We start from the raw sequence: 17,805 nt of genomic DNA on the forward strand, positions 1-17,805 counted from the left end.
CTGATCTGGAACACCGACCTGATGGAGACCCTCGAGCTCGACAACCTGATCGGCCAGGCGACGGTCACCGTGAACGGCGCGCTCAACCGCACCGAGAGCCGCGGCGCGCACGCCCGCGAGGACTTCCCCGAGCGCGACGACCAGCGCTGGATGAAGCATACGCTCGCCTGGTTCGACGACGCCACCGGCAAGGTGAAGCTCGACGACCGCCCGGTGCATTCCTTCACCCTGACCAACGACATCGCCTACATCGCGCCCAAGGCGCGAGTGTACTGAGCGAGAAGGACGCCAGATGGCCCAGCTCACCCTGCCCAAGAACTCCCAGGTCCAGACGGGCCGGCATCATCCGGCGCCGGAAGGCGCGGGCCAGACCAAGACGTTCCGCGTCTACCGCTACGATCCGGAGGCGCCCGGCAATCCGCGCTGGGACACCTACGACGTCGACGTCGAGGCCTGCGGGCCGATGGTCCTGGACGTGCTGATCCACATCAAGAACACCATGGACGCGACGCTGGCGTTCCGCCGCTCGTGCCGCGAGGGCGTCTGCGGCTCCTGCGCCATGAACATCGGCGGGCGCAACACGCTGGCCTGCACCCACGGCTGGCGGGAGATCCCCGGCAAGGACGTCCAGGTGAGCCCGCTGCCGCACATGCCGGTGGTCAAGGACCTGGTGCCGGACCTCACCCTGTTCTACGCCCAGTACGCCTCCATCGAGCCCTGGCTGCACACCGACACGCCCGAGCCGCAGAAGGAGTGGATCCAGAGCCCTGAGGACCGCGCCAAGCTCGACGGCCTCTACGAGTGCATCCTGTGCGCCTGCTGCACGACCTCGTGCCCCAGCTACTGGTGGAACGGCGAGAAGTACCTCGGCCCCGCCACCCTGCTGCAGGCCTACCGCTGGCTGGTCGATTCCCGCGACGAGGCGGCCGGCGAGCGGCTGGATGCGCTGGAGGACCCGTTCAAGCTCTACCGCTGCCATACGATCATGAACTGCGCCCAGGTCTGCCCCAAGGGCCTCAACCCAGCCAAGGCCATCGCCGAGGTCAAGAAGATGCTGGTCGAGCGGGTGGTCTGAGGGCAGCCTGGGGCGACGGGCTCCAGGGGGGAAGGCGCATGAAGGATCTGGCCGGCAAGACCGCGTTGATCACCGGCGCGGCGTCGGGCATCGGGCTGGGGGTGGCGACGGCGCTCGCCCAGGCCGGCGTCAAGGTGATGCTGTGCGACATCGAGCAGGCCGCACTGGACAAGGCCGTAGAGGGCCTGAAGCGCACCAACGCCGATGTCGAGGGCGTCACGGCCGATGTCTCGCTGAAGTCCCAGCTCGAGGCCGCGGCGGAAGCCACGCTGTCCCGCTACGGCCAGGTGCACATCCTGCACAACAACGCCGGGGTCGCCGGCGGCGGGGCGTACGGCGCGTGGACAGACGCCGGGTGGAACTGGACGATCGGCGTCAACCTGATGGCCGTGGTGTGGGGCTGCGAGATCTTCGGACCGCTGATGGAGCGCCATGGGCAGGGCGGCCACATCGTCAACACCGCCTCGATCGCCGGCCTGATCTCCGGCTCGGGCAACGCCTACAACGTCACCAAATATGGCGTCGTGGCGCTCTCGGAAGGCTTGCGCGTCGAGCTCGCGCCGCGCGGGATCGGGGTTTCGGTGCTCTGCCCGGGCTTCATCCGCACCCAGATCGTCGATTCCGCGCGCAACCTGCCGGAGCGGTTCGCGGGCGCGGTCCCGGCGCGGCCGGCCGCCGGCCAGCAGGCGATCGAGACCTGGCTGGGCAACGTGCGCGAGCGGGTGGCCGGCGGCATCGACCCGCTCTACGTGGGCGAGCTGGTGCGCGAAGGCGTCGAGGGCGACTGGCCCTACATCTTCACGGACAACGAGTTCGAGCCAGTGATCGCGGCGCGCTTCGCCGGCATCAAGGCCGGGTTCGACCGCATTCGCGGCCGCGCGCCTCCGCGGTAGGGCGCGCTAGGCGCGGCGGGGTATCACCACCGGCAGGGTCTCGTAGCCCTTCACGAACACCGAGTGCGTGCGGGTGGGCTCGGCCGCCAGCACCACCTCGGGGAAGCGCTTCATGATCTCCTCCCAGATGATGGTGAGCTGCAGCTCGGCCAGGCGGTTGCCGACGCAGCGGTGGATGCCGAAGCCGAACGACATGTGCGTCCGCGGCCGGGGCCGGTCGATGATGTAGGCGTCCGGGTTCTCGATGACTTCGCCGTCGCGGTTGCCCGAGACGTACCACATGGCCACCCGCTCGCCGGCGCGGATGGTCTTGCCGCGGAACTCGAAGTCCTCCGTCGCGGTGCGCGCCATGTGCGCCAGCGGCGTCTGCCAGCGGATCGTCTCGGAGACCATCGAGGCGACGAGATCGGGGTTCTCGCGCAGCTTGCGGTACTGGTCGGGATGCTTGTTGAGCGCATAGACCGAGCCGGAGATGGTGTTGCGGGTGGTGTCGTTGCCGCCGATGATCAGCAGCACCACGTTCGAGTGATAGTCGGTGAGGCCCAGGTTCCGGGTGTCGGGCCCGTGCGCCAGCATGGAGACCAGGTCGAACCTCGGCGGGGCGTTGACCCGCTCGTTCCAGAGCTCGGTGAACCGCGAGAAGCAGGCGTCGGCCTCCTGGCGCTTGTGCTCCCAGCTCTTCGCCGGACCGTGCCCCGGCGCATTGGTGAACATGTCCGACCAGAAGGTCAGCTGCCGGCGGTCCTCCTGCGGATAGTCGAAGAGCGTGGCGAGCGTCATCGCCGTCAGCTCCTTCGAGACCAGGTCCACCCAGTCGAACTCCTCGCCGATCGGCAGGTTGTCCAGGATCGCGGCGGCGCGCTCACGGATCAGCGGCGACATCGCCTGCAGGTTGGCCGGCGCGACCGCGGGGGAGACCGTCTTGCGCTGCACATCGTGGCCCGGCGGGTCCATGGAGATGAAGCTCTGGCCGCGCGGGCGCTTTTCCGATTCGGCCTTGGCCTCCAGCGTCTGCAGCACGATGCCGTCGGCCGAGGAGAACACCTGGTGGTTGGTGTCGATGGCCATGATGTCGTTGTACTTGGCGATCGACCAGAAGGGGCCGTAGACGGGCGAGTCGACGAAGTGGACGGGATCCTCCTTGCGCAACCGCTCGAAGATCGGCCAGAAGGCGTCGCCCGCGAACAGCTCCGGCTGGGCCGGATCGAGCGCCTCGATCGGCAGGCGCCAGGCCTCGGCCGCCGCGGCTTGCTTGAAATCCACCGATCCGTCATCCATGGACCGACTCCACCCTTGATCTGCGTCGCATCGCCCACTCGGCGCGCGTTCCGGGCCATGGGACCTGTCCAGACGCCGGTTCGCAAGCCAATTCTCCGCTCGCGCCCTCTCCCCGGCCCGCTTCCTCTCCGCGGCGCGGACGGAGAGCGGCCGGCGGCGAGAGTAAGTTGACGGGGGTGTCATTTTTGGGCATCGGGAGAGCATGAGCGAGGCGGCCGCACACGTCGCGATCCTGGGCGCGGGCCACGCCGGCGGCACGCTGGCGGCGCTGTTGCGCCAGTACGGCTACCCCGGCCCGATCACCCTGATCGGCGAGGAGCCGATCCCGCCCTATCAGCGCCCGCCGCTCTCGAAGGCCTGGCTGAAGGGCGAGGCGGACGCCGAGTCCCTGGCCTTGAAGCCGCTGGCGTTCTACCGCGAGCAGGCGATCGATTTCCGGCCCGGCAAGCGCGCGATCGAGCTGGACCGCGCCGCCCGGCGCGTGCGGCTCGATGACGACAGCGAGCTCGCCTACGACATCCTGGTGCTCGCCACCGGCGCCAGGCCCATCGCCCTGCCCATTCCGGGCGCCGAGCTCAAGGGGGTGATGTTCCTCAGGACCGCCGCCGACGCGGAACGGCTGAAGGCGACGGTCGGCCCCGGCAAGCGGCTGGCGGTGGTGGGCGGCGGCTACATCGGCCTGGAGGTCGCCGCCTCCGGGCGGGCGCTCGGCGGCGAGGTGGTGGTGCTGGAGAAGGAAGCGCGGCTGCTGGCTCGGGTGGCCAATCCGACGCTGTCGGCCTTCTTCAAGGGCTGCCACGAGGCGCACGGGGTGGCCTTCGAGCTGGGCTGCAGCGTCGTGGGCTTCGAGGGCGAGGACGGGCGCGTCGCCGGCGTGCGGCTCGCCGACGGGCGCCTCGTCGCCTGCGACGCCGTGGTGGTCGGCGTCGGCGCCCAGCCGAACCAGGAGATCGCCGCCGACGCCGGCCTGGCGTGCGCGCGCGGCGTGGTGGTCGACCTGGCGGCGCGGACCTCGGATCCGAGCATCTTCGCGATCGGCGACGTGACGCAGCGGCCGATGCCGCTCTACGCGCGCATGTTCCGCCCCGAGAGCGTGCCCAGCGCGCTGGAGCAGGCCAAGCAGGCGGCCTGCGCCATCGCCGGCCGCCCCGCGCCGGCGCCCGAGACGCCGTGGAACTGGTCGGACCAGTACGACATCAAGCTGCAGATCGCGGGCCTTCCCTTCGACGCCGACGAGGTCGTGGTGCGCGGCGACCCGGCCAGCGCCCGCTTCGCGGTGTTCCATCTGAAGGGCGACCAGCTGCAGTCGGTGGAGGCGATCAACGCCCCGCCGGAATTCATGATGGGCAAGCAGCTGATCCTCAGCCGCAGGCCCGTGGACAAGCGCAAGCTTGCCGATCCCGCCGTTTCCATGAAAGAGGTCGCCGCCTGAAGGCGCTTGAGAACAGCATGGCCAAGATCACCTACATCGAGCACGACGGCGCCGAGCACGTGGTGGACGTCAAGAACGGGCTTTCGGTCATGGAAGGCGCCGTGAAGAACAACATCCCCGGCATCGACGCCGACTGCGGCGGCGCCTGCGCCTGCGCCACCTGCCACGTCTACGTGGACCCCGCCTGGCTCGACAAGACCGGCGACAGGACCGCGATGGAGGAGTCCATGCTCGACTTCGCCGAGGGCGTCGAGGACAACAGCCGCCTCTCCTGCCAGATCAAGGTCTCCGACGCGCTCGACGGCCTGGTGGTGCGCATGCCGGAGAGCCAGCACTAGGGACCCCGCCGCGCCGCTGACGCCCTTCCCGTCCAGCGCAATTCAGTCGGAACCCAAGCCTCAGGCGGTGAAGATCCAGCCCTGCGGCAGGCTCGAGAGCTGCACGTTCCTGAGGATCAGCTCGTCGCCGTTGCCCATGTCGACGACGGTGTCGGCGCCCATCTGGCTCGCCGTGTAGCCGGTTCCGGGATCGAGCTGCACGCGGTCGCCTTGCATGGCGTTGAAGTCGAGCACCACGTCGAGCCCGGCGCCGGAGAAGCTGTGGAAGGTGTCGGCCCCGGCCCCGCCGCTCATGGTGTCCGAGCCGCGGTCGCCCGAGATCCAGTCGTTGCCGATCCCGCCGGTGATGGAATCGTCGCCCTGGCCGCCGCGCATCAGCTCGCCGCCGGAGCCCGCGTGCAGGGTGTCGTTCCCGAGGTTGCCGTAGAGGATGTTCTGGCCCGCGTGGGCGCTGATCAGGTCGTTGCCCTGCCCGCCGACCAGCCAGTCGCCGCCGCCCGAGCCGCCGTCGATCGTGTCGTCGCCCTTGTTGCCGTTGATGTCGTCGAAGCCGGAGCCGCCCTGGATGGAGTCGTTCCCGTCGCCGCCCCTTAGATAGTTGGAGCCGGACATCGCGGTGATGGTGTCCGTTCCGCTGCCGCCCTGGAGGGTCTCGCTCGGCATGGTGGCGGTCAGCACCATGCCGCTGGGCGGCGGGGGCGGCGGCGGCGGCGGAGACGCCGAAGCGCCGAGCGGCTCGTAAGCGCGGACGTAGTCGATCTGGAGGTTCCCGGGCCATGGCGTGGTCGCGTCCGGCGGTCCGCCCCAGGTGCCGCCGACCGCGAGGTTCAGCGTCAGGAACATCGGTCCGTTCATATCCGGCGCGGTGGGCGCCACCCCCATCACCTGGCCGTCGAAGTAGAAGGTGGTCTTGTCCGGCTCCCAGTCGACGCCATAGGTGTGGAATCCGGCGGACATGTCGGGAACGGTGTTGTTGAACGGCCTATCGAAGGAGGCGTCGGCCGGGTGCGAGAACTGCCACAGCGACGTGGTGTCCTTGCCCAGGACTTCCATGATGTCGATTTCCGGACGTGCGCTGGTGGTGGTGGGCAGCATCCAGAACGCAGGCCAGAAGCCTTGGCCGGCAGGCAGCTTGGCGCGCATCTCGAAATAACCGTAGGTCTGCGAGAAGGAGTTCTCTGTCGTCAGCAGGCCCGACGTGTAGTTGTAGTTGTTGATGGACGGCTCGATGGAAGCGTCGGCGGGCGACGCGGTGATGGTGAGGATTCCGTTCGAGACGTTCCAGGGGCGGACGCTAGTCGTGTTCGGATTGAGATTGTCGATGTACCACTGAAGCTCTCCGTTGCTTGGGAAACTCTGGTAGTTCTGGCCGTTGATGTTGAGCGTCGTCCGCCACGTTCCGGTCGAGCCGTTCCACAGGCTCAGACTGTTGAACTCGTCGTCGAACGTCAGCGTCGCCGTGCCGGAAAGGTTGTTGGGGTCGATCGTCACCTGAACACCTCGTCGAAGCCGTGACCAGGAAGCGGGGTCACGGCGGTCCTGCGCCTGCACCTGCTTCGAGAGGACTTGCGCGCGCGACCAGGGCGAGCGGGACCGGAGAAGCCAAGCCGGGGCGTGGTCGAAACCTCGCCGCCGGGGTGCAAGTTCCTCTGCGGAACGCGGATTGGAGCAGGGCCTCAGGCCGGCCGGTCGAGACGCGCCTCCGGCAGCTTGGGCTCGAACAGCTCGACGGGGTTTCCCGAGGGGTCCTCGACGATCGCCTGGCGGCCGCCCACGCCGTCCACGATCCCGGAGCGGAAGCCGGCGCCGGCCGCTTGCAGAGCCGCGACCCAGGCGCCGAGGTCTTCGACCTCGATGGCGAAGCGGTTCCATCCGCCCGGCCGCGGCGCCTTCCCCTCCGGCGAAAGCTGACCGCCGCCGGGGGCGGGACCGGGGGCGCTCAACACCAGCCGCAGATCGCCGCGCGTCAGCATCGCGAAGGCCGGCGCGGGATGCATCTGCAGCGTGAAGCCCAGCCGCTCGACATAGAAGCCGATCGCGGCGCCGACATCGTCGACGATGTAGCGGACCTGGACGCTGGCCATGGGCGATCTCCCGTTGCAGCCGCCGGAGCGTAGTGCGCCGCCAGGCCCACGTCGATGCGCCGCCGCAGCCGCCCGATTGACTGGGCCGCCGCCGCAGTGCGATGTCCACGCGATGAGGGGCGGCCGAGTTCGGGAGCATCGCGAGAGCGCGCCGATCCGCCATGCGGCGGTGTTCCTGCTGCTGGCCGCGCTGATGCTGCGCGCCGCCATTCCCGCCGGCTGGATGCCGAACACGGCCGGCCTCGTGGACTCCCCGCTCGTCATCTGCATGGGAAGCTCGGCGCACGATCACGGCGGCCCCTCGGCGCTGCCCGGCGCGCCGCACCGGCCGCACCGCCATGGCGTCTGCGCGTTCGCGAGTCTCGGCGCGCCGCTCAAGCCGCCGGCGCTCGTGCTTGCGGCGGCTCCGCTCACTGCGATCTACGTTCGGGCCGATTTTGCGGCCGATCGCGTGCCGCCGGCTTCGCAGAGGCGCCGGCCGCAGTCGGCCCGCGGCCCCCCGCTCCAGGTCTGAGATCCCGGTCGCGCCGCCGCGAAATGGCGAAGCGGCCGCCGCAAGCCCCTTCAGACAAGCTGGAGCGCACCATGCGCTTGCCCCTGATCCTCGCGTGCCCGGCGGCGGTCGCCGCCGCGTGCGCGGCCCCTGCCGCCTCGGCCCACGCCGTGGTCGGCAACCGCTTCTTCCCCGCCACGCTCGCGACCGACGACCCCGGCGTCGCCGACGAGCTCTCCATGCCCATCCTCAGCTCGCTCCGCACCGGCGAGGGCGTCCGCGAGCTGGACATCGAAGGCGAATGGTCAAAGCGCCTCACCGACAAGCTGGGCGTGTCGTTCGGCGAGGCCTGGACTCGGCTGAAGGGTCCGGACGGGGAGACCGCGCGCGGCGTCCAGAACCTGGAGACCACGCTCAAGTATCGGGTCCTCGCCAGCCCTGAGCGCGAAGCCATCGTGGCCGCCGGGCTGAGCTACGAGTGGGGCGGATCCGGCGCCGGCCGCGTGGGGGCCGAGCGCCAGTCCACGATCACGCCCATGGTATATTTCGGGAAGGGCGCCGGCGAGCTTCCCGACAGCCTGGCCTGGGCGCGACCCTTCGCGGTCACCGGCTCGGCGGGCTATTCGGTCCCCACGCGCGGCCGCAGCGGCGGCGAGCGGAACCCCGATGTACTGAGCTACGGCCTGGCGGTGGAATACAGCCTCGGCTACCTCGCCTCGCACGTGAAGGATCTTGGGCTTCCGGACTTCGTCAATCACCTGACCCCGCTGGTGGAGGCCTCGTTCGAACGCCAGGTCGCGCAGGGCGGCGGGGCGCGGACCATCGGGACCGTCAATCCCGGCCTCATCTGGTCGGGCGGACGCGTCCAGCTCGGGGCGGAGGCCATCGTGCCGATCAATCGCCAGAGCGGCCGCGGCGCCGGCTTCATGGTCCAGGTCCATTTCTTCCTCGACGATCTCTTCCCGCGAAGCCTCGGCAGGCCGATCTGGTGAGCGCCATGTCTGTTCGGACGACCCTCCTCCTCTCCGTTCTCCTGGCCGTGCTCGGCGGCGGTCCGGTCCTGGCGCATGCCCGGCTGATCCGGGCGCTGCCGAGGGTCGGCGCGACCATCCGGGGTTCGCCGCAGGAGCTGCGGCTGTCGTTCAGCGAGACCATCGAGCCACGCCGCTCGTCCGTCACCCTAAGGGGCCTGGGCGGAGCCGCGCCGACAGGCCCCCTGGCGCTCGACGCGAACGATGCACGCGTCGTCCGCGTGCCCCTGCGCGAACGCCTCCCACCCGGCAACTACCGGGTAGACTGGAGCGTCACGTCGAGGGACACCCACCACACCTTCGGCGACTTCACCTTCAGCATCGCGCCGTAGCAGACCAAGACGGCTCAATCGGCGCGCGCTGGCGGCGGGCGCGGCGCAGGCTAAGATCGAGCTTGCGGGCTGGCCCGCTCACCGCCGCCATGGAGTCCCGCATGAGCCCCTCCGATGCCGACCGCGACCCGACCGATGGGCCGCCCTTGCGGATCGACCGGCGCGCCGAGCTCAGGGTCCCGACCAATACCCCGGCGCGGCTGTTCTATGGCGAGCGGTTCACACGCTGGATCGATTGCGTGGTGATGGACCGCAGCACCAGCGGGGCCAAGGTGCAGGTCCCGGCGATCTTCCAGCTCCCCTCGCGCCTGATCCTGCTCGACTACCGCGAGGGGGTCGCCTACACGGCGCGCCGGCGCTGGCGCAAGGGCGACCTCGGGGGCTTGCGGCTGGAGGCGCGCCACGACCTGCGCGCCCTGCAGGCGCCCGGCCTGGAGGCGGTGCACGAGGCCTGGCTCGCGCTCGAGAAGGGCATGCGCGCCGCGCCCCAGGAGTAGCCTCCGGCGCTCGTCAGGCCAGCTTCAGCTCCGGCTGGGCGGCGGCGGCCTGGGCCTCTTCGGGGAGATGGCAGGTGAAGGCGGCGCCCGCGCCGGGCTCGCTCTCCAGCGCCACCCAGCCGCCGTGCAGTTCGGTGAGCGACTTGACGAGCGCCAGGGCGAGCCCCGGCCCGCCGCGCTCGCGGCCGATGAAACGGTCGAAGATGTGCGCCTGGACGTGGAACGGGATGCCGCGCCCGGTGTCGGAGACGGTGAGCTGCACCTCGCCCAATCCCTTCTTCACGGCCACCGTCACGGTTCCTTCGGGCGGCGTCTGGGCGAGGGCGTTCTCCACCAGGTGGTCGAGGATCTGGCCGAGGCGCTTGGCGTCGCCGCGGATCAGGCCGACATCGTCGGCCGCCTCGACCTGCAGCCGCACCCGGGCGGCCGCCGCGGCCGGAACCCACCGCTCGGCGCCGGCCCCGAGGAGCTGGGCGACCCGCACCTCCTCCAGGTCGAGGGCCATTTCGCCGGCGTCGATCTGGGCCATGTCGAGCACATCGTCGATGGAGCGGGCGAGCTGGGTGGCCGCGGCCTTCACCGCCGCCGCGTGCTGGCGGCCCCGGTCGGAGACGATCTCGCCCGAGCGCTCCAGCAGCTCGGAGTAGCCGATGATCGTGGTGAGCGGGGTGCGCAGCTCGTAGGAGACGTTGCCCACGAAGTCCCGCTTCAGCCGCTCGGCCTCGGCCAGCGCCGCCTCGCGGTCGGCCAGCGCGCTTTCCAGCCGGCGCGCATCGGTGACGTCGGTGAAGGCGATCAGCGTCGCCCCGTCCGGCAGCGGCCGCGACTGGAAGGCGACCGTGCGCGAATCGGCGGTGCGGGTCTCGCCGGCCATCGGCGAGCGGGCGGAGGGGTCGGGGTCGGCCACCCGGCCCTTCAGCTCGCGCCAGAAGCTGCGATCGTGCAGCTTCGGCACGCAGAGCTCGACGACGCCTTCGAAATCGACCGCCGCCTCCAATTGGGCGGGGGCGATGTTCCAGAAGTTCGCGAAGGCGTCGTTGGACAGCCGCAGCCGCCCGTCGGAGCCGAACACCGCCACGGCGTCGGAGAGCTTATCGAGCGTCGCCTGCTGCACCTCGATGAGCGCGTTGTACTGCGCCTTCAGCTTCAGCTCGCCGGTGATGTCGGAGAACAGCAGCAGCAGGCCGCCCATCGGGTGCGGCTGGCGCACCACCTTCAGCGTGCGGCCGTCCGGCAGGCTCCAGAGGTCGTCGGCCGCAGGACCGAGCTGCTCGTAGCGGGACAGCTCGGCGGCCTTCCACTTGCCGTAATCGGCGGTCTCCGGCAGGCGGCGGCGCTGGCGCAGGCGGTCCAGCACCTCGCTGTGGGTCGGCCGGTCGGCGAGCCAGGCGGGCTCCAGGCCCCAGAGCTCGGCGAAGGCGGCGTTGTGGAACATCAGCCGCTTGCCCTCGCCGAAGATCGCCACCGCCTCGGCGATGTGGTTCAGCGTCTCGTCATGCGCCTCGACGTTGCGCTTCAGCGTCTCGCGGGTCTCCTCCAGCTCGGTGACGTCGTCGGTCCAGACGCCCACCCCGCCGCCTTCCAGCGGCTGGGCGGTGATGCGAAAGGCCCGGCGCCGGCCGCCGATGGTCGCCCAGCGCACCGCCTCGCGCACCTGGGCGAGGTTGGCCGCCTCGCTCGCCAGCGCATCGGCGCCGCGGTCGAAGGCGAGGCCCCGGGCGGCGGCGGCGTCCAGGTCGCGGGCGTCCACCGCCTTCAGCCAGGCCGCATTGACCCACACCGGCGAGCCGTCCGCCGCGGCGATCCAGGCCGGGCTGGCGCGCGCGTCCAGGAAGGCGGCGAGACGCGGCGCGGTCGGGAGCCCGGCGTCCTCGCCGACCGCGGCCGAGAGCCGAAGCCAGGCGAGCGCGCCGCTCGCCCGGCCCTCGACGGCGACGCCGCCCGCCTCCCCGCGCACCTCGAAGGCGCAGGCCTCGCCGCGCTCGAACAGCGCCCGCAGCCGCCGCGCGTGATCCGGATCGGCGCGCATCAGGGCGTTGACCACCGCCTGCGGCTCGGCCGCCTCGACCGCAAGCACACGGGCGCAGAGGGCGAGCGATTCCGCTCCCGAGGCGAGCAGGGCCTGGCCGTCCTCGACCGCGAGCAGGGCGGAATCGAACGCCTCGGCGGAAGCCTGGGCGGCGTCGGCGCGGCCCTCGATCTCGGCGAGTTCGGCGCGCAGGGCGGCGATGCGGGCGGCGGCCAGCCGGCGCTGGGCGAGCGCCCAGAGCACGGCGCAGATCGCCAGCGACACCGCCCCTGCAGCCGCCGCCAGGATCAGATCGTCCGCACCCATCCCCGCGTCCCGCGAATCACCGCCAAGCACACTAAGCCCAGCCGCGCCCGGCCGCATCCGTGGCGCATTTTCGTTATAAGCGGCGTGAAGCGCATGATGGCGGCGATGACGATCCTCTATCCGGTGGCGGCCAATGCGGAGCAGGCGCTGTCGCGGCCGCTCGGGCGGGCGGCCCGCGCGCGGGAGGCCCGCACCGTGGCCGGCGAGCCGGTGAGCTTCGCGACGGAGCCGGTCGGCCCGGGGTTTGCGACCCGCGAGGCGGCGCTGCAGGCCTATCGCGCTCGCCTGGAGGCGCCCGAGGCCGACGAGCGCTATTGCCGGCTCGTCGAGCGGATCGCCGCCGAGCCCGGCAAGCCCGCGCTGCTGGCGCCGGTGAAGCCCGCGTTCAAGGACGGCCGCCGCTGGCCCGCGCCGCCGGCGAGCCCGCCCCGGACGGTCTGGCGGCTGATGGTCTCCTTTTGGCGGCCGCGCAGCGCGCCGGCGGCCGCCGCGCCCCAGGCGCGGGTGGCGCGCAAGGCGGCCGGCGAGCTCGACCGCGAGACCCTGAACGCCATGGCGCGCGCGCCGCTTCGGCCGGTCGAGCCGCAGCAGCCGCTGGACATCGGCCTCTTCGAGACCCGCCTGCCCGAGGCGCCGCACATCGTGGTGCCCGATGACTGAGCGGGCGGGCTTCGGCCGCGCCCCTTCGCTCGACGACTTCGCCGCCCTCGCGGAGGCCGCCTTCCAGGCGCTGCCGGAGCGATTCCGGAAGATGACCGGCGAGGTGCTGTTCCGCGTGCAGGACTTCGCCGAGGAGGAGGTGCTGGAGGAGCTCGGGATCGAGGATGCCTTCGAGCTGACCGGGCTCTACCAGGGCCTCGATCTCACCCGCCGCTCGCTGTTCGATCCGGCGCCGCAGCCCTCGGTGATCTTCCTCTACCGCCGTCCGATCCTCGACGAGTGGGCCGCGCACGGCGCGATCACGCTGGAGGAGCTGGTCGCCCACGTGCTCGTGCACGAGATCGGCCACCACTTCGGGCTCTCGGACGCGCAGATCGAGGCGATCGAGGCGACAGAGCGCTAGCCGCCGGAAGGTGACGCCCCCGTCATCTTTCTTGACGCCGCCGCCGCAAGGGCTATCTTTACCCCGTCAAGATAGAACGCCTCCCCAGCGCCTCAGGAGACCCGTATGGCCGACGGCAACATCACCAAGGACCTGATCTACGACGCGGTCGCCCCCGACGACTTCGAGTCGATGCTGGAGCTGGACCGCTACAACGCCCGCTCGACGGCGTTCGACAAGATCATCTCGGCCACCCACGACCACTTCTGGGACCCGCTGGATCCCAAGTACATCGACTTCTCCGAGCCGTTCGACATGGCCAAGACCATGATCCTGCCGGAGAAGATGATCGGGCCGCTGCAGCTCGACTACGTGAACGAGACGCTGGGCTCCGAGGCGCGCCGCGTCGCCTTCGCCAACGCCTCCACCCTGCGCACCTTCTCCTCGATCCTGCATGGCGAGCAGGGGGCGCTGAACCTCTCGGCCTCGCTCTGCCACGTGCTGAAGGACCAGGGCGCGCAGGAATATGCGGCGAACCAGACCCGCGAGGAGGCCCGCCACGTCACCGCCTTCGCCAGGTACATCAAGGCCCGCTGGGGGCGGCCGGTGGAATGCGGCCCGGTGCTGAAGGACCTGCTGGTGGAGATCATCCACGCGCCGGAGGTCTACAAGAAGATCATCGGCATGCAGATGCTGGTCGAGGGCCTGGCCATGGGCGCCTTCGCCACCATCTACAAGGAGACCAACGACCCGCTGGCGCGCAAGCTCACCCAACTGGTGATGACCGACGAGGCCTTCCACCACAAGTTCGGGAAGATCTGGGCCGACCGGACCATCCCGCACCTGTCGGCGGCCGAGCACGAGATCATCGAGAACTGGGCGGCGCACTGTTTCCAGACGCTGCTGTTCAACCTCGTGGCGCCGAACCAGAACATGAGCCTCTACGCCGAATTCGGCCTCGATCCGCAGCGTGTGGTCGCCGAGATGGCCGAGATCGTCACCGACGAGACCCGCCGCGAGAACATGAAGGAGGCCACCAACATCTTCCGGGTGCTGGTGAAGACCCTGGTCAACGCCGGCATCATCACCGAGCGGACCAAGGCCTTCTACGCCACCTACGTCGACATCGAGGAGCTGAAGGGCGAGGGCGAGGCGATGGTCGGCGACGAGATCGCCGAGCAGGGCATCCAGTACCTGCAGGCGATCAACTTCAAGGACCGCGCCCGCCAGGTGCTGATCGCGGCCGAATAGACCACCGCGGGGATTGGACCCGTCGATCGCAATTCGAACCACGGATTGCACGGATTCCACGGATGCTCTTGTCCGTGCCGATCCGTGAAATCCGTGGTTCCTCATTTTCGGCTCAGGCCGCCACGGGCGCGGGCGAGAGCGGCCGCTCGGCGCGAGGGTCGCGGAGCGCCTTCGACGCCCGGGCGAGCCTGCGGAAGGCGAGGATCGCGAGCGGCGCGAAGATCGCGATCGCCGCCAGAGCCGGGGCGAACAGCGCATCGCCGAAGCCCATGGCGTGCGCCTGCTGGTCGTGCGGCCATAGCAGGGTGAAGCCGATCACGTCGCCCAGGCCGTGCACCACCATGGCGGCGTAGAGCGAGTTGGTCAGGTAGGCGATGGCGGCGAACAGCAGGCCGGCCGTGAAATAGAGGCCGAGCTTGGCCGCATCGAGCCCCTGTGGGAAATGCGCGGCGGCGAACAGCAGCGAGGAGCCGACGATCGCCGCCGGCGCCGAGCCCCAGGCCTTTTCGAGCAGGCCCATGGCGTAGCCGCGGAAGGCGGCCTCCTCCGAGAGCGGCGCGGCCAGCGAGCTCATCAGCAAGATCGGGATGGCCGTGGCGAGCGGAATGCCGGCCGCGCTCGGCTGCACGCCGGGCGGGATGTGGACGAGGTCCGAGACCGCGATCCAGAGGCCGGCGAAGGCGACCAGCGCCAGGAGGCCCGAGCCGACGGCGAGCGCGAAGGTCGACAGCGGCATCGGATTCCAGCGCAGCAGCCGCCGGCGCGCCGTCGAGGTGGAGGCGGGCCAGCCGCGGCCGGAAAGATAGAGCAGCAGGCCGGCCAGCAGCAGCGCCATCAGCGGCGGCGCCCAGGGGACGGCCGGGCTGAGGCGCAGGTTGGCGAGCACCAGCGGGCCCCAGAGCCCCTGGCCATAGGCGGTGATGGCGAAGCTGACGACGGCGGCGAGGCCGAATGCGCCGGCCCCCCTGGCGATCCTGGACATGGGAACCTCCCGGTTTGCGAGGCCCGCATGATCGGAGGCGGCGCGCAGGAAGTGTTTGCGCAAGCCTTGCGGCGGGCTTGCGAATTCCTTGCGGATCAGCGCGCCAGCCGCACCCGGCCGACCAGCCGCCCGAACCGCGGGTCGCCTCGCAGCGGGTCGAAATGCGGCAGCCACGGAAGCAGCATCAGGAGGGGATCGTCGCGCCGCAGCGCCGTCTCGAGCGCGGCGAAGGCTCGGTCGGCCTGGCGGGCGCCGGTCCACAGGATCGCGAGGTCGGTCACCTTCGGGCGGAACAGCACCTGCTGGCCCTCGAACACGGCGGCGGTGGCGGCGCACAGGCCCGCAAACCCCTGCGTCTGGTAGGCCCTCCGCAGGCGCGCGACCGTGGCTGCGTCCAGGCTCCAGAGCTCGAGGCCGCGCAGCAGCGCCTCGACGCCCGCCGAGGTCTCGCCGGCCAGCACCTGCGCCCAGCCCTTGGCGTACCAGGCCTCGCTGGCGGCCGGGGCGAGCGCCAGGGCGGCGTTGGCGGCCGCCACGGCCGCGCCGAACCGGCGCGCGGCGATCAGGATCTGCAGGAGCGCGCCGTGGGCGGCCAGCGACACGGACTCCAGTTCGACGCCCAGGCGGGCCTCGCGCTCGGCCTCGGCGAAGCGCCCCATGGCGGCGTAGGCAAAGGCGCGGTGGCGGTGCGGCGCGCCGAGCGCGGGGTCCAGCGCCATGGCCCGGCGAAGCGCCTCGTCCGCCCCGGCGAAGTCGCGGCCGGCGACCAGGATGGCCAGGCCCAGCGTCGCCCAGGCCTCTGCGAGCCCGGGATCGAGGCCCACGGCGGCCTGCGCCGCGCCCCTGGCGGCCGCCATCAGGCCCTCGCCCTCGCCGGCCAGGTGCTGGGCCGCAAGCGCCTCGGCCAGGCCGACATGGCCCGGGGCATAGGCCGGCGCCTCGGCGACGGCCGCTTCGAAGTAGAGCCGCGCCTGAGCGAGGCTGGCGGCGAAGGGCGCCTGCAGGGCCGCCCGGCCCTGGGCGATGAGCGCCGAGGCCCTGGCCGGAGCCTCCCGCGGCGCAGCCGGTCCCGGCGCATCCGCCGGCGCGGGCTCGGTTGCGGCGAGCAGGAGCCGATAGCCGCGCTTGGGCAGGGTCTCGATGTAGCGCCGCTCGCCGGTCCCGCCGAGCGCCCGGCGCAGCCGGCTGATGGTGGCCGCGAGCGTGTCGTCGCCGATCGCGCGCCCGTCCCACACCGCCTGGACGATATCGTCCTTGGACAGCACCCGGCCGCCCGAGCCGGCGAACAGCAGTAGCAGGTCCATGAGCCTGGGCTCCAGCCGGACTTCGCGCCCGCCGGCCAGCGGGACCATGGCGCCGCGCGACGGCTCGATCCGCCAGTCGCCGAACTCGAACGCTCGCTCGCCCACGCCCGCCCGCGGCATCGCCGGCCCCCCGATCGCGGTCGATTGTGCCCCACCGCGCGGGCGCGCGCCATGCGCCGGTCCGAACCTGACGCCCGCGCCATTTTCTTTGACGTGAGGCCGGGCGCGCGCGAACATCGCCCATTGTTCTGGCATCGGGCCCGCGGCGTGCGGGTCAATTCCGGCGGAGGACCCCATGGCCGACGGCAACATCACCAAGGACGCCATGTACGGGGCGGTCGCGCCCGACGACTTCGAGGCCATGCTGACGCTGGACCGCTACGGGCAGCGTTCGACGGCGTTCGACAAGATCATCTCGGCCACCCACGACCACTTCTGGGATCCGCTCGATCCCAAGTACATCGACTTCTCCGAGCCCTGGGACATGGAGAACGAGCCGCTGGTGCCCGAGGACCAGATGCCGCTGTTCCGGCTGCCCTACATCGACGGGATGCTGAAGGACCCCAAGGAGCGCATCCGCTTCATCAACTACATGCAGCTGCGCAGCTTCTCCTCGATCCTGCATGGCGAGCAGGGCGCGCTGAACCTCTCGGCCAGCCTTTGCCACGTGCTCTACGACCAGGGCGCGCAGGAGTACGCCGCCAACCAGACCCGGGAGGAGGCGCGCCACGTCACCGCCTTCGCCCGCTACATCAAGGCCCGCTGGGGCCGGCCGGTCGAGTGCGGCGCGGCGCTCAAGGCGCTGCTCATCGAGATCATCGAGGCGCCGGAGGTCTACAAGAAGATCGTCGGCATGCAGATGCTGGTGGAGGGCCTGGCCATGGGCGCCTTCTCGAACGGCTACCGCTACAACCGCGATCCCCTGGCGCGAAAGCTGTTCCAGCTGGTGATGACCGACGAGGCCTTCCACCACAAGTTCGGGAAGATCTGGGCCGACCGCACGGTGCCGCAGCTCAGCCAGGCCGAGCGCGACCTGGTCGAGGACTGGACCGCCCACTGCGCCCAGAACCTGCTGTTCGACCGCGGCGACCCGCGCCAACAGGCCGAGATCTACGCCCAGTTCGGGCTGGATCCCGAGCGGGTGATCGCCGACATCGTCCAGCGCCGCAAGGAGCGCGACCCGACGCGCAAGTTCAAGGGCGAGACCAACGTCTTCCGCGTACTGATCAAGACGCTCCTGAACGCCCGGCTGATTACCGAGCGGACGCGGTGGTTCTACGCCATGTACGTGGACATGGACGAACTGGCGGCGGAGGGCGAGCGGACGGTGGGCGACGACATCGCCGAGGACGGCATCCGCTACCTGCAGGCGATCAACTTCAAGGCCAAGTCGGGAGACGGCGCCCGTAGCGTCTCCATCGCGGCGGAATAGCGGACG

18 protein-coding genes and 1 pseudogene are annotated in these 17,805 nt (G+C 70.9%); 13 read left to right on the plus strand and 6 right to left on the minus strand.

The window, feature by feature from the left end; translation table 11 throughout:
• The 3 genes and pseudogenes from VLI41_RS13860 to VLI41_RS13870 all read left to right on the plus strand — a co-directional run.
• Positions 1–276: pseudogene (locus VLI41_RS13860) on the plus strand (succinate dehydrogenase/fumarate reductase flavoprotein subunit); the annotation flags it as partial.
• 16 nt (positions 277–292) lie between these two features.
• A complete protein-coding gene (locus tag VLI41_RS13865) occupies positions 293–1,075 on the plus strand; it encodes a succinate dehydrogenase iron-sulfur subunit (protein WP_325268673.1) in 783 nt (260 codons plus the stop codon).
• A gap of 38 nt (positions 1,076–1,113) precedes the next feature.
• A complete protein-coding gene (locus VLI41_RS13870) occupies positions 1,114–1,968 on the plus strand; it encodes an SDR family NAD(P)-dependent oxidoreductase (RefSeq protein WP_325268674.1) in 855 nt (284 codons plus the stop codon).
• Positions 1,969–1,974: 6 nt separating this feature from the next.
• On the opposite strand, the gene VLI41_RS13875 is transcribed toward VLI41_RS13870, so the two are convergent.
• Positions 1,975–3,246, minus strand: a complete 1,272-nt coding sequence (locus tag VLI41_RS13875) for a cytochrome P450 (protein WP_325268675.1) — start codon at positions 3,244–3,246, stop codon at positions 1,975–1,977.
• A 202-nt stretch (positions 3,247–3,448) separates the two neighbouring features.
• Here VLI41_RS13875 and VLI41_RS13880 point away from each other — a divergent pair, with 202 nt between their 5' ends.
• Entirely contained in the window at positions 3,449–4,678 is a 1,230-nt protein-coding gene (locus tag VLI41_RS13880; RefSeq protein ID WP_325268676.1) for an NAD(P)/FAD-dependent oxidoreductase, read from the plus strand.
• Positions 4,679–4,695: 17 nt separating this feature from the next.
• Positions 4,696–5,016: a 2Fe-2S iron-sulfur cluster-binding protein gene (locus tag VLI41_RS13885; protein ID WP_325268677.1), complete on the plus strand. Its 321-nt coding sequence runs from the start codon at positions 4,696–4,698 to the stop codon at positions 5,014–5,016.
• A 60-nt stretch (positions 5,017–5,076) separates the two neighbouring features.
• On the opposite strand, the gene VLI41_RS13890 is transcribed toward VLI41_RS13885, so the two are convergent.
• Both VLI41_RS13890 and VLI41_RS13895 read right to left on the minus strand, forming a co-directional pair.
• Complete coding sequence (locus VLI41_RS13890; RefSeq protein WP_325268678.1) at positions 5,077–6,507, minus strand: family 16 glycosylhydrolase; 1,431 nt, start codon at positions 6,505–6,507, stop codon at positions 5,077–5,079.
• A 185-nt stretch (positions 6,508–6,692) separates the two neighbouring features.
• Entirely contained in the window at positions 6,693–7,100 is a 408-nt protein-coding gene (locus tag VLI41_RS13895; RefSeq protein ID WP_325268679.1) for a VOC family protein, read from the minus strand.
• Between the two features lie 112 nt (positions 7,101–7,212).
• Between VLI41_RS13895 and VLI41_RS13900 the strand changes: the two genes are divergently transcribed.
• From VLI41_RS13900 to VLI41_RS13915, 4 genes are all read left to right on the plus strand, one after another.
• A complete protein-coding gene (locus tag VLI41_RS13900) occupies positions 7,213–7,614 on the plus strand; it encodes a hypothetical protein (RefSeq protein WP_325268680.1) in 402 nt (133 codons plus the stop codon).
• Positions 7,615–7,685: 71 nt separating this feature from the next.
• Positions 7,686–8,585 carry a hypothetical protein gene (locus VLI41_RS13905; RefSeq protein ID WP_325268681.1) on the plus strand — a complete coding sequence of 300 codons (900 nt, stop codon included), beginning with the start codon at positions 7,686–7,688 and terminating at the stop codon, positions 8,583–8,585.
• A 5-nt stretch (positions 8,586–8,590) separates the two neighbouring features.
• A complete protein-coding gene (locus VLI41_RS13910; RefSeq protein ID WP_325268682.1) occupies positions 8,591–8,956 on the plus strand; it encodes a copper resistance protein CopC in 366 nt (121 codons plus the stop codon).
• Between the two features lie 101 nt (positions 8,957–9,057).
• Positions 9,058–9,453 carry a hypothetical protein gene (locus VLI41_RS13915; RefSeq protein ID WP_325268683.1) on the plus strand — a complete coding sequence of 132 codons (396 nt, stop codon included), beginning with the start codon at positions 9,058–9,060 and terminating at the stop codon, positions 9,451–9,453.
• Between the two features lie 13 nt (positions 9,454–9,466).
• Here VLI41_RS13915 and VLI41_RS13920 read toward each other — a convergent pair whose 3' ends face one another.
• Positions 9,467–11,788 (minus strand): PAS domain-containing sensor histidine kinase, encoded by a 2,322-nt coding sequence (locus VLI41_RS13920; protein ID WP_325268684.1) that lies wholly within the window; start codon positions 11,786–11,788, stop codon positions 9,467–9,469.
• 84 nt (positions 11,789–11,872) lie between these two features.
• Here VLI41_RS13920 and VLI41_RS13925 point away from each other — a divergent pair, with 84 nt between their 5' ends.
• The 3 genes from VLI41_RS13925 to VLI41_RS13935 all read left to right on the plus strand — a co-directional run bounded on the left by VLI41_RS13925 (position 11,873) and on the right by VLI41_RS13935 (position 14,081).
• Positions 11,873–12,448, plus strand: coding sequence for a hypothetical protein (locus tag VLI41_RS13925; RefSeq protein ID WP_325268685.1), 576 nt, complete (start codon positions 11,873–11,875; stop codon positions 12,446–12,448).
• Positions 12,441–12,851, plus strand: coding sequence for a metallopeptidase family protein (locus VLI41_RS13930; RefSeq protein ID WP_325268686.1), 411 nt, complete (start codon positions 12,441–12,443; stop codon positions 12,849–12,851). The genes VLI41_RS13925 and VLI41_RS13930 overlap by 8 nt, the downstream gene beginning before the upstream one ends.
• A gap of 105 nt (positions 12,852–12,956) precedes the next feature.
• Positions 12,957–14,081 carry a ferritin-like domain-containing protein gene (locus VLI41_RS13935; RefSeq protein WP_325268687.1) on the plus strand — a complete coding sequence of 375 codons (1,125 nt, stop codon included), beginning with the start codon at positions 12,957–12,959 and terminating at the stop codon, positions 14,079–14,081.
• Positions 14,082–14,193: 112 nt separating this feature from the next.
• On the opposite strand, the gene VLI41_RS13940 is transcribed toward VLI41_RS13935, so the two are convergent.
• Together VLI41_RS13940 and VLI41_RS13945 are read right to left on the minus strand one after the other, a co-directional pair.
• Positions 14,194–15,063, minus strand: coding sequence for a CPBP family intramembrane glutamic endopeptidase (locus VLI41_RS13940; RefSeq protein WP_325268688.1), 870 nt, complete (start codon positions 15,061–15,063; stop codon positions 14,194–14,196).
• A 95-nt stretch (positions 15,064–15,158) separates the two neighbouring features.
• A complete protein-coding gene (locus VLI41_RS13945; protein WP_325268689.1) occupies positions 15,159–16,487 on the minus strand; it encodes a winged helix-turn-helix domain-containing protein in 1,329 nt (442 codons plus the stop codon).
• 175 nt (positions 16,488–16,662) lie between these two features.
• On the opposite strand from VLI41_RS13945, the gene VLI41_RS13950 reads away from it, so the two are divergent.
• Positions 16,663–17,799: a ferritin-like domain-containing protein gene (locus VLI41_RS13950; protein ID WP_325268690.1), complete on the plus strand. Its 1,137-nt coding sequence runs from the start codon at positions 16,663–16,665 to the stop codon at positions 17,797–17,799.
• Positions 17,800–17,805: the final 6 nt, after the last annotated feature.

This window comes from Phenylobacterium sp. (assembly GCF_035475775.1).
Lineage (GTDB): Bacteria > Pseudomonadota > Alphaproteobacteria > Caulobacterales > Caulobacteraceae > Phenylobacterium.